Below are 11687 nucleotides of genomic sequence, written 5' to 3'. Positions count from 1 at the left end.
TTGCACGGATTATTCGCCCGCCGTTCAGCGCGCCACGGCGACCGCGGACAGCGGCATCTGCTTGAAGTGGAACCAGCCGTAGGCGATCGCCAGCAGTGGGCAGATCAGATTGAACAGTGCGTAGGGGGCGTAGGAAAAAGTGGCTATGCCCAGGGTTGCGCTCATATAGGCGCCGCAGGTGTTCCACGGAATCAGCACCGAGGTGATGGTGCCCGAGTCCTCCAGCGTGCGCGACAGGTTCAGCCCGTGCAGACCCTTGTCGGTGTAGGCTTCGCGGAACATGCGCCCGGGGATGATGATCGCCATGTACTGGTCGCCGGCGGCGGCGTTCATGCCGAAACAGGTCAGTACCGTGGAGGAGATCAGGCCGCCGACGGTCTTCACGCGGGACAGGGTCCAGTCGACGATTACCTGCAGGAAGCCGGCGCGCTCCATCGCGCCGCCGAAGGCCATCGCGGAGACGATCAGCCACACGGTATTGAGCATGCTGCTCATGCCGCCCTTGGACAGCAGCTCGGCCACATTCTCATTGCTGGAGGTGGACTTGTAGCCGTCGAACAGGCTGTACCAGGCCCCCTTGATGGCCGCCATGGTGCCGTCGCCGCCGCCGAGGCGGCGCGCGGTTTCCGGCTCGAAGATGAGCGCTATGGCGCAGCCCACCAGGGCGCCGATAATCAGGGTCGGGTAGGCGGGAATCTTGCGCCAGGCCATAAACAGCAGCAGCGCCAGCGGCAGCAGGCTGACGAGGGAGATGTTGAACTCCTCCTGCAGCGCGCCCAGCAGTTGCTCGATATCGGTGGCCGACGCGTTGGCGGTGTCGGCGGTCAGGCCGATGATGGAGAAGATCACCAGTGCGGCGACGAAAGCCGGCAATGTGGTCCACAGCATATGGCGGATATGCAGGAACAGGTCGTTGGAGGTCACCGCCGCGGCCACATTGGTGGTGTCGGACAGGGGCGACATCTTGTCGCCGAAGTAGGCGCCGGAGATAACTGCGCCGGCGGTGATGGCCGGGTTCAGACCCAGGGCGCCGGCGATCCCCATCAGCGCCACACCCAGGGTGCCGGCGGTGGTCCAGCTGGAGCCGATGCTGAGGCCGACGATGGCGCAGATGATACAGCTGGCGGCGTAGAACCACTGCGGCGACAGTATCTGCACGCCGTAGTAGATCATCGACGGCACGGTGCCGGCGAGTATCCAGCTGCCGATCAGCGCGCCCACCGCGAGCAGGATCAGGATGGCGCCGAATACCAGCCCTATACCGTGCAGCATGCCGCCTTCCATATCGCTCCAGCTGTGGCCGTTCTTCATGCCCATCAGCGCGACTATGCCGGCGCACAGCAGCAGGGCTATCTGGTTGGGACCGTAGGAGGAGTCGGCGCCGTAGAAATAAACCGACAGGGACAGCAGCGCGATCAATATTCCCAGCGGAATCAGGGCGTCGCCCAGGCTGGGCGTGCGCGGCTCGCTCTGGGAGACGGTGTGGGAGGAACTGGTCTGACTCAAGGTGAACTCCTGGTCTACTTCTGTTCTTTATCGTTGTTGTAGCCGTCGGCGACGGTGCGAAGCGGCCTATTCTCCCGGCTGACGTCGGTGAAGTCCACCGCCGGACGCGGGCACTTGGCGGCGCCCGCCGCTCCCCGGCCGCGCCCGTGCGCCCGGCCGGTCGGGCGCGGCGCTGGCAGTTCGCCGGCGCTTCCGGTATGTTCTGCGCCGGCCCGATACCGGTCCGCTGTTGACCACAATAAGAACGAGCCCCGCGCAGAGTGCGGCTGGCAGGTAGTGATTTCATGAGAGCAAGTGAGTTGGACCCCGCTCAATTCGAAGATATTCGCCCCTATCGCGACGACGAGGTGCGCGCGGTACTGGACCGGCTGATCGCCGATCCGGAGATGTCGCACGCGGTCGCGCACTTTCTGGTCCCCAAGCTGGCCAGGCTCGAGGGCCCGGTGGCCTGGCTGGTGCGCCAGTTCGTGCGCTTCGAGTTCCGCAAGGCGCGGGATGTGCGCGGCGTGCAGGAGGTGATCTCCAAGTACATGGACCTGGTGGTGCGCCGCACCACCAGCGAGTTCACCATTTCCGGCCTGGACCGGCTGCCGCGGGAGCGCGCATGCCTGTTCGTCAGCAACCACCGGGATATCGCCATGGACCCGGCGCTCGCCATCGTCGCCATGTTCAAGGAGGGCCACGAGACGGCGCGTATCGCTATCGGCGACAACCTGCTCACCAAGCAGTTCGCCACCGACCTGATGAAGCTGAACAAGTGCTTCACTGTCAAGCGCCAGGCCGGCAGCCGCCGCGAGAAGTTGCAGGCGGCGACCCAGCTGTCCAACTATATCTATCACTCCATCGTCAACGACAACGAGCATGTGTGGATCGCGCAGCGCTCCGGGCGCGCCAAAGACGGCCTGGACCGCACCAATCCCGCGCTGGCGGCGATGTTTGCGATGACCAAGGACAAGGAGACCCCCTTCGCCGACTTCTGGCGCAAGCTGCACATAGTCCCGCTCGCCATCTCCTACGAGTGGGACCCCTGCGACGCGCAGAAGGCCAAGCAGCTGTATATCACCGAGCACAAGGAGGAGTACCGCAAGGGCGAGCACGAGGATCTGGGCGCGATTGCCAAGGGGGTCGTCGGCCAGAAGGGCCATGTGCACGCCGCCTTCGGCACGCCGATCGAGGACGATTTCCACGATGTGGCCTCCCTGGCCGAGGAGATAGACCGGCAGATCATCAGCGAATATGTGCTGCACCCCACCAACCTGATCGCCTACCAGATGCTTTATGGCGAGGTGCCGGACCTGCCCGTCGGCTACCCGGCCAAACCCTGGAGGCCGCAGGAGCACGAGGCGACCCGGCGCAAATTCGAGGAGCGCATGGCGGCGATCGATGAACGCTGGCGCGACAAGGCGATCCAGGGCTACGCGAACGCGGTGGTCTCGCGGCTTGCGTATGAGTGACCAGCGGGTAGGATGGGCAAAGCGCAGCCTGCCCATCGGACAGCCCTGACGGGCAGGCTGCACTTTGCCCAACCCGGCCGCTGCAGGTGTTCACGCGCCTTCGGCCCCACCAACTAATTCGCCATTCACAGTGCTCAGCCAACAACAGAAAGATTCCATCCAGTCCGCCTACAGCCAGTTCCTGGCCGGGCGCGGCCTCAAGGCCCGTTACGGGCAGAAGCTGATGGTGGCGGCGATCGCGCGCACCCTCGGTTCAATCGCGCAGGACGACAGCGGCGAACGCGACGCGGCCAAGACCAATGGCGAGCATATCTGCGTGGTCGAGGCGGGCACCGGCACCGGCAAGACGGTGGCCTACCTGCTCGCCGCGATCCCACTGGCCCAGGCCCAGGACAAGAAGCTGGTGGTGTCCACCGCGACGGTGGCACTGCAGGAGCAGATCATCCACAAGGATCTGCCCGAAGTGGCGCGCCACAGCGGCCTCAAATTCGACTATGTCCTGGCCAAGGGCCGCGGCCGCTACCTGTGCCTGTCCAAGCTGGATCAGCTGCTGTCGAGCTTCAGCGCCAGCGGCGGCGGCTTTTCCCTCGGCCTCTACGAGGACGAACTGCCCCAGGTGGGCGAGGACAGCGTCGCCCTCTACCGGGATATGGCCGACAAGCTGGCCACCGGCGGCTGGGATGGCGACCGCGACAACTGGCCGGAGACCATCGAGGTGGAGGACTGGAGCCGCGTCACCACCGACCACCGCCAGTGCAGCGGCCGCCGCTGCCCCCACGTCGGTAACTGCAGCTTCTTCCGCGCCCGCGAGAGTCTCGGCAAGACCCAGGTGATCGTCGCCAACCACGACCTGTTGCTGGCGGACCTGGCCCTCGGCGGCGGCGCCATACTGCCGCCGCCGGAAGAGACCATCTATGTGCTCGACGAGGCGCACCACCTGCCGGACAAGGCCCTGAACCACTTCTCCCATCACAGCCGCGTCGGCGCCTCCACCGGCTGGCTGGACCAGGCCAACAAGAATCTCGGCCAGATGCTCGGCGAGATAGGCGACGGCGGCGAGATAGACCGCTGCGGCGAGCAGCTGCCGGCGGTGCTGACCTCGGCCAAGCAGGGCCTGGAGCAGATGTGGCCGCTGCTCGAGGAGCTGTGCGACTTCGAGGATGAGCGCGGCAACCAGTACGGCAGCGCCCGCCACCGCTTCGAGGGCGGCGTGGTGCCGGATGCGATGGTGCAGCTGGCGGAAAAACTGCGCGAGGATTTCGACGAGCTGGAAGCGCTGCTGAACAAGATGCTGCTGGCGGCGCAGAAGCTGCTCGAGGACCCGCACTCGCCGGTGCCGGCGGTGGACCTGGAGCGCTGGTACCCGCAGCTGGGCAGCTGGTACGGCCGCGCCGAGGCCAATCTGCAGCTTTGGGCCAACTATGCGCGCCCGGACGCCGAGGGCGCGCTGCCCCAGGCGCGCTGGGTCACGCTGGTGGACTGGGGCGGTTCGACCGATTTCGAGGTGTGCAGCTCGCCGATACTGGCCGGCAAGACCCTGGAGTACAGTCTCTGGCGCCGCTGTTACGGCGCCGTGCTGACCTCCGCGACCCTGACTGCGCTGGGCAAGTTCGACCGCCTGAAGATGCGCGCCGGCACCCCCGACAACGCCAGCTACCAGGTGGTGCCCAGCCCGTTCGATTTCTCCCGCGCGACCCTGCGGGTGCCCGCCTGCGCGGTGGATGCCGGCAACGCCGACGCGCACACAGACGCGGTAATCGATGCGCTGCCGGACCTGCTGAAAGACGCCGGCGGCGCCCTGGTGCTCTTCTCCTCGCGGCGGCAGATGGAGACCGTCTACGAGGCGCTGCCCGGCACCTGGCGCAACCGCATACTGGTGCAGGGGCAGAAGTCCCGCCAGCAGCTGCTGGAGATCCACAAGGAGACGGTCGACGGCGGCGGCAACAGCGTGCTCTTCGGCCTCGCCAGCTTCGCCGAGGGCCTGGACCTGCCCGGCGACTACTGCCGCCATGTGGTGATCGCCAAGCTGCCCTTTGCGGTGCCGGACGACCCGATAGAGGCGGCGCTGGCGGAGTGGATAGAGGCCAGGGGCGGCAACCCGTTTATGCAGATCACAGTGCCGGACGCGGCGCTGAAACTGGTGCAGGCCTGCGGCCGCCTGCTGCGCACCGAGGGCGACAGCGGCACCGTCACGCTGCTGGACAGGCGCATCGTCACGCGTCGCTACGGGCGCGCGATACTCGACTCGCTGCCGCCCTTTGCGCGGCTTATTGAATAGCGGGAAAAGAAGTTCCCCTTGCATTGTTGTCGGCGCGGCCAACGGCCGCTCCTACCGGGAAATTGGATTGAGCTGTTGGTTATGAAAGTGATTTATTCGGAAGTCGCCGAGCAGCTGTTGCTGATCGAGGCGGAAATGCGCCGCCTGGAGTTGTGGCAGGTGGAAATGCCCTCCGCCGAGGCGCTGGCGAGCACTGAGCCGTTCTGCGTCGACACCCTGACGCTGCCGCAGTGGCTGCAGTTTGTGTTCCTGCCGCGTATGCAAGAGCTGATCGAACGGGAACTGCCGCTGCCGCAACGCTGTGGCATAGCCCCGATCGCCGAGGAATTCTTCCGCGGCGGCGAGACGCCGGCGGGCGAACTGATCAAACTGCTGGCGGAAATCGACGAGCGGCTGCAGCGGGGCTGAAGCCGAAACCCTCGAACCAAGCGCTGGACTCTGCGCTAGGGAACCTCTGAATAAGTCCGTGATGTCTCTGGCTTTCAGAGGTTCCCTAGGAGCCTGCTTGCAGGCAAATGGCCGCGAAGCTCCGCTCCTGTTCGCCTGCAAGCAGGCTCCTACAGGGATGACAGGGGGCGGCACGCTGAGCCGGCGTTGAAGAAACTCTGGATAGCTTTTTTCAGCAAGCGGTTAGCTTGGCAACAGTGTATCTACCAACACCCGCGCCCTGTGCCAGTCCACCTGTTCCACCGAGTCCACGCCCTGCGCCAGCTCGGCGAGAATCCTGCGATTGATCTCGCCCAGGCGTCGCGCCTCGGCGTAGGGCAGGCGGTGGAACATCACCATGCCGTAGCGGGGCGTGAAGCGGCCGGGGAAGCGTCTCTCCAGTTCGAAGCCGATGGCTTTCTTCAACAGGAACTGCGGATCGCGCACCGAGTCGCGCATCTCGATATAGTTTTCCAGCGCCATATCGGCGATGGCATCGGCATTCGGGATACGCGATGCACTGTACTGTCCAAAAACCGCTTTCCAGTTGCCGGGATTTCGCCCGAGACACTCGTCCAGCGCGACACAGTCCTCGAAGCCGCAGTTCATACCCTGGCCGTGGAAGGGCACTATCGCGTGGGCCGCGTCGCCGATCAGCGCGGCCGTGCCGTCCAGGTGCCAGGGCGCGCAGCGCACTGTGCCCAGGTGGCCACAGGGGTGGCGCAGGAAGTCTTCCACCAGCGATGGCATCAGCGCGGCTGCATCGGGGAAATAGCGCCGAAAGAAATCCCGGACCTGCGCACCGCTTTGCAGCCTGTCGAAGCCGGGCTGGCCGCCGGTGGATGTTTTCGGCAGGAACAGCGTTACGGTAAAACTGCCGTCCAGGTTCGGCAGTGCGATCAGCATAAAGCCGCCGCGGGGCCAGATGTGCAGCGCCTCCTTTTCCAACCGGAAGCCGCCGCCGGCGCCCGCGGGTATTTCCAGTTCCTTGTACTGGTGATCCAGCGGCTCGAGACTGTCGCGGCATGGCCGCTGCGGCTGGGTTTGCCGCACCGCGTTCAGCAACAGCGCGCGCGTCCTGGAACCGGCGCCGTCGGCGCCGATAAAGCGGTCGAAGGAGAGGCTTTCCCGCCGGCCGCCGGCGGTATCGGCAAAGCGCGCGCGCTTTGCGGCGAAGTCGATATCGAGCAGTTCCCGCTCGAAGCGCAGCGCCACCGCGCCCGCCGCCTCGGCCGCGTCTAGCAGCAGCGCGTTGAGTGCGCCGCGGGAAATGGAATAGATCACCTCCTCGGGCTTCTGCCCGTAGGGCTGGAAATTACAGTCGCCGTCGGTGTCGTGCACCATGCGCCCACGCATCGGGATCAGCAGCTGTGATACGCGCTCCATCAGGCCGAGTTTTTCCAGCGCGTCGATGCCGCGGTTCGCCAGCGCCAGGTTGATGGAGCGGCCGGCGGAAATATCGTGTTTGCGCAGGTCCTGGCGGCGTTCACAGACAGTCACCCTGTGGCCGCGGCGGGCGAGAAAGCACGCGGCCATGGCGCCGACCAGTCCGCCGCCGGCGATAAGGATTTTTTCCGACATTTTATTCGCCCCTTTTCGACGGCATCGCTATGCGTTGCACGCGGATTTCAGTATTTCCACGAAGCGATATACATCCTCGAAACTGTTGTACAGCGGCACCGGCGCCACGCGGATCACGTTCGGCTCGCGCCAGTCGCAGGTCACGCCTTTCTCCTCCAGGCGCTGGAACAGCGCTCTGCCGCCCGGGTGTCTGGCACTGCAGCGCAGGGAGAGCTGGCAGCCGCGCTGCTCCGGATCTTCGGGTGTGATGACCGAGATAAATTCGCCCACCTCCGACTTCAGCAGGAAGAGCAGGTAGGCGGTGAGCCGTTCGGATTTCTCACGCAGCGGCGCCATACCGCCGGCCTCGCCGAAAACATCCAGTGAGGCGCGCACGGCGGCCAGGGAGAGTATCGGCGGGTTGGACAGCTGCCAGCCCTCGGCGCTGGGCATGGCCTGGAAACGGTTTTCCATACGAAAGCGGGTCTCTTTGTCGTGCCCCCACCAGCCGGCGAAGCGCGGCAGCTCTGTGTCGCGCGCGTGGCGCCGGTGCACGAAGCAGCCGGCCACGGAGCCGGGGCCCGAGTTCAGATATTTGTAGCTGCACCAGCAGGCGAAATCCACCTCCCAGTCGTGTAGCCGCAGCGGGACATTGCCCGCCGCGTGGGCCAGATCGAAGCCGATGCAGATACCGTTTTGACGGGCCAGCCGCGTCAGCTCCGCCATTGGCAGCACCTGCCCGGTGTAGTAGTGCACGCCCGGCAGCAGTATCAGTGCTATCGCATCCCCCTCGCGCTCGATCAGCGCGGCTATATCCTCCAGGCGCAGCAGTGTCTCGCCGTCGCGGGGTTTCAGCAACAGCAGCCCCTCGGCGGGATCGACGCCGTGAAAGCGCAGCTGGCTCTCCACCGCGTAGTGGTCCGACGGAAAGGCGTGGTCTTCAATAAGAATTTTGAAGCGCCGTCGCGTCGGCCGGTAGAAGGTCACCATCATCAGGTGCAGGTTGACGGTCAGTGAGTTCATGGCCACCACCTCGTCGCGCTCCGCGCCGACCAGGGCCGCCGAGGATTCGGCGAGAAACTCGTGGTAGGGCATCCACGGATATTCGCCGCTGAAATGCCCTCTGACGCCGAGGGCGGCCCAGTTGTCCAGCTCGCGGATCACACAGTCCCTGGCTCTCTTTGGCTGCAGGCCGAGGGAGTTGCCGCACAGGTAGATTTCGCGACTGCCGTCCGCGCGGGTCGGAAAATTGAATTGGTCCCGGAATCGCGCCAGTGGATCCCCGCGGTCCAGTTTTCTGGCGAAATCGATGCCCGTTTCAAAATGCATATTGCCGTTCTCTATTGCTGATTCTTGACCGCGGCCGAGCCGGGTCGGGAGTGCTTAGGGAACCTCTGAATAACTCCATAGCCTCTCTGCGGCCCTGACGCGTGCAGATGCAAGGCGCAGCTCGCAGCGAATGGCCCGGCCCTTTGCAAGAGCTGCAACGCCGCAGATGCATGCTTCAGGGCCCGCCCTGCGGGGCTTTCAGAGGTTCCTTAGTCAATTTCCTCCAGCGGCATCAGCACCGGCCGGCTCGGTGCGGCGTCGGTGCGGAAGGCGGGAATCTGCAAATTGAGCAGGTAGAGCCCGTCCGGGACACTGTCCGGCACATAGACCATCTCGGTGACGGTGCTCTGGGTTCTGGCCCGGGTGTTGAGCCTGTGGCTGCCCGCGTCTATGCGCCAGAAACTGTGGTGGTTGTCCAGCGCGCCCTCGTCGTACATCTTGTCCAGGCTCGGGAAGTCCACCAGCAGGTGGTCGAAAGTCAGCAACAGCGTCATCGCCTCGCTGGAAAAAAATACCGGCGGTTGTCCCTCGGCGTAGGCGCGGCGGCACTTTTCCTCGCCGTTGGGCAGGGTGCGGATCACAATCGCGGCGCAGTGGTTGGCGGCCGGCTGCTGGGACAGCGCCTCCGCCAGTCTTCTGCCGCTCACCACCAGGTCGCCGCCATCCGGGTTGGGGCTGTAGTGTTCGCTGCAGTTGCCCAGGGCCTCCGGCGCCACGCTGACCAGGATGCAGGGCACCAGCAGTGGCGACAGGAGTTCGCCTACGGGTTTCAGTTCATCGACGATATGGCTGACGGATTCGGTGTGGGTGCCGTTGCAGTGGGGTACCAGTGTCAGCTGCCGGACATTGCAGCTGCCGCCGCGGCGGGTGTCGCCGATGAAGCCGTCGGCCTCCAGGGGTTCTGCGCTGGCTCTGGGGGCGCCGAAGTGATTGGGTTGCGCGCCGTCGAAATTCAGCGGTATGGCCAGGTTCAGGGCCCTGTCGGTATCCGCTCTGTAGGTACAGCCATTCAGGGTGATGGTGACTTCCATAGGGCGACCTCCGTGGGTCACTGTCGTTACAGGAATCGGCTCCGCTCCAGACCCAACCACTCCAGCGCGGTACCGTGCAGCAGGCGGGCCTTGACCTCGTCGCTCACCGCGGTGGATTTGATCAGTTTGCCCGGTTCCGGCTCACCGAGGGGAAATGGGTAGTCGCTGCCCAGCGCAATGCGATCGGCTCCGGCCAGTTCGATCAGATAGTTCAGCATCCGCGGGTCGTGTACCAGGGAATCGAAGTAGACCCGCTTCAGGTAGCTGCGCGGGCTGTGGCCGTTGTCCACCGCGCACAGGTCCGGGCGCACTTCGAATCCGTGTTCGATGCGCCCGATGGTGCCGGGGAAGGCGCCGCCGCCGTGGGCGAAAGCCACGCGCAGGCGGGGAAATTTTTCCAGCACGCCGCCGAAAATCATCGAGCAGATGGCGCGCGAGGTTTCCGCCGGCATACCCACCAGCCAGGGCAGCCAGTATTTCGGCATCTGTTCGCTGCCCATCATTTCCCACGGGTGTACGAATACGGCGGCACCGAGGGATTCCGCCGCCGCCCATACCGGGTGCAGGTTTTCGTCGCACAGGTTCCAGCCGTTGATGTGGGAGCCTATCTGCACACCGGCCAGGCCCAGTTCCCCGACGCAGCGCTCCAGTTCCCGCACCGCCAGTTCCGGCGCCTGCATCGGCAGTGTGCCGAGGCCGACGAAGCGCCGCGGCTGTTCCGCCACGACGCCGGCGATATGGTCGTTGAGCAATTTCGACAGATCCAGTGTGTGCTCGGGCTTGGCCCAGTAGCTGAACATCACCGGCACCGTGGACAGCACCTGTACGTCGACGCCGTAGCCGTCGCACTCCTCGAGGCGCACCTGCGGGTCCCAGCAGTTGCTCTGCACTTCGCGGAAGAATTGTTCCCCGCGCATCATGCGCGCGCAGCCGCATCGGTGGTGGTCCAGGTGGATAAAGCCACCGTAGCCGTAGCGCTTTTTCAGATCGGGCCAGGTTTGCGGGAGTATGTGGGTGTGGATGTCGATGGTCAGCATGTTTCGCCCTTGTGTTCCGGCCTGGCCGGCGGCAGTGGCATCAGGTGGCCGCAGGCATCGCAGCGGCGGTTTTCCTCGGAGCCGAAGAAGCGCTCGAACACCGGCGGGAAGTCTTTTTCGATATTGCGCAGTGTGAAGAATTCCTCGTACAGCAGGTGGTTGCACTTGTCGCAGTACCACTGCAGTCCGTCCAGTTCCCCTTCGGTGCGCCGGCGCTCGACGACGAGCCCCGCGGTATCGGCGAAGCGCTGCGGCGAGTGGGGCACCTTCGGCGGCAGCAGGAACATCTCGCCCTCGCGGATCGGGATATCCACCACCCGGCCTCCCTGGATGGTCTTCAGCAGCATGTCGCCCTCCACCTGGTAGAAGAGTTCCGGGCCCTCGTCCACATGGTAGTCCTTGCGGGTGTTGGGCCCGCCGACGACCATGACGAAGAATCCCTGTTCCTCGAATACCAGTTTGTTGCACACCGGTGGTTTCAGGTATTCGCGGTGTTTCTCTATCCACTCACGCAGATTGATCGGGGGCATGATTGGCGTCATCGGAATAGCCCTTTCAGTCGACGGTTGCGATGCACTTGAGTTCTATGGCGATGGGGGTGGGCAGCGACAGCACTTCCACCGTGGTCCTGGCCGGCTGGTTATCGCGGAAGTACTCTGCGTAGATGGCGTTGTAGGTTTGGAAGTCCGCTTTCATATTGGTCAGGAATACGGTCACATCCACCAGCCGCTCCCAGCCGGAGCCGGACGCCTCGAGAATATTTTTGACATTGTCGAACACCGAGTGGCACTGGGCGGCGATATCGTAGTCGACGATTTCCCCCCGCGCGTTCAGAGTGACGCCGGGAATTTCCTTACTACCGCGCACCCGCGGGCCGACGCCGGACAGGAACAGCAGCTTGCCGACCCGGCGCGCGTGGGGGTAGAGACCTACGGGTTCCGGTGCCTTGTTCGAATGAATCGCGTCGCGCATCGGTATTCCTCCTGGGGCTGGGTGAAAAGATGAGGCCGGTGGCGGCCCTGCTACCGGTGGCTGTTTGCGGAACACGCCGTGAACCCATCCCTGG

Annotated in this window: 10 protein-coding genes; 3 read left to right on the top strand and 7 right to left on the bottom strand. The window is 64.7% G+C overall.

Annotated elements, in window-relative coordinates; all coding sequences use genetic code 11:
• Positions 1 to 24: 24 nt before the first annotated feature.
• On the bottom strand, positions 25 to 1506 hold the full coding sequence (gene nhaC / locus ACXAF3_RS04900; RefSeq protein ID WP_475111171.1) for a Na+/H+ antiporter NhaC: 1482 nt from the start codon (positions 1504 to 1506) through the stop codon (positions 25 to 27).
• Positions 1507 to 1790: 284 nt separating this feature from the next.
• Between nhaC and ACXAF3_RS04895 the strand changes: the two genes are divergently transcribed.
• The 3 genes from ACXAF3_RS04895 (at position 1791) to ACXAF3_RS04885 (ending at position 5646) form a co-directional block, all read left to right on the top strand.
• Positions 1791 to 2960 (top strand): 1-acyl-sn-glycerol-3-phosphate acyltransferase, encoded by a 1170-nt coding sequence (locus ACXAF3_RS04895; protein ID WP_475111170.1) that lies wholly within the window; start codon positions 1791 to 1793, stop codon positions 2958 to 2960.
• 130 nt (positions 2961 to 3090) lie between these two features.
• Entirely contained in the window at positions 3091 to 5238 is a 2148-nt protein-coding gene (dinG, locus tag ACXAF3_RS04890; protein ID WP_475111169.1) for an ATP-dependent DNA helicase DinG, read from the top strand.
• An 81-nt stretch (positions 5239 to 5319) separates the two neighbouring features.
• A complete protein-coding gene (locus tag ACXAF3_RS04885; protein ID WP_475111168.1) occupies positions 5320 to 5646 on the top strand; it encodes a YqcC family protein in 327 nt (108 codons plus the stop codon).
• Between the two features lie 222 nt (positions 5647 to 5868).
• On the opposite strand, the gene ACXAF3_RS04880 is transcribed toward ACXAF3_RS04885, so the two are convergent.
• The 6 genes from ACXAF3_RS04880 to ACXAF3_RS04855 form a co-directional block, all read right to left on the bottom strand.
• The gene (locus ACXAF3_RS04880) at positions 5869 to 7245 is read right to left on the bottom strand and encodes an FAD-dependent oxidoreductase (RefSeq protein WP_475111167.1); all 1377 of its coding nucleotides are present in this window, start codon (positions 7243 to 7245) and stop codon (positions 5869 to 5871) included.
• A 27-nt stretch (positions 7246 to 7272) separates the two neighbouring features.
• On the bottom strand, positions 7273 to 8553 hold the full coding sequence (gene kynU / locus ACXAF3_RS04875; RefSeq protein ID WP_475111166.1) for a kynureninase: 1281 nt from the start codon (positions 8551 to 8553) through the stop codon (positions 7273 to 7275).
• Positions 8554 to 8762: 209 nt separating this feature from the next.
• The gene (locus tag ACXAF3_RS04870; protein WP_475111165.1) at positions 8763 to 9584 is read right to left on the bottom strand and encodes a cyclase family protein; all 822 of its coding nucleotides are present in this window, start codon (positions 9582 to 9584) and stop codon (positions 8763 to 8765) included.
• A 26-nt stretch (positions 9585 to 9610) separates the two neighbouring features.
• Positions 9611 to 10621, bottom strand: coding sequence for an amidohydrolase family protein (locus tag ACXAF3_RS04865; protein WP_475111164.1), 1011 nt, complete (start codon positions 10619 to 10621; stop codon positions 9611 to 9613).
• Positions 10615 to 11163 carry a 3-hydroxyanthranilate 3,4-dioxygenase gene (locus tag ACXAF3_RS04860; RefSeq protein ID WP_475111163.1) on the bottom strand — a complete coding sequence of 183 codons (549 nt, stop codon included), beginning with the start codon at positions 11161 to 11163 and terminating at the stop codon, positions 10615 to 10617. The genes ACXAF3_RS04865 and ACXAF3_RS04860 overlap by 7 nt, the downstream gene beginning before the upstream one ends.
• Positions 11164 to 11176: 13 nt before the next feature.
• Positions 11177 to 11593, bottom strand: a complete 417-nt coding sequence (locus ACXAF3_RS04855) for a RidA family protein (RefSeq protein WP_475111162.1) — start codon at positions 11591 to 11593, stop codon at positions 11177 to 11179.
• Positions 11594 to 11687 lie beyond the last annotated feature (94 nt).

It is taken from the genome of Microbulbifer sp. ABF4_143, from assembly GCF_056160225.1.
This window is presented reverse-complemented; position numbering and strand designations above follow the sequence as displayed.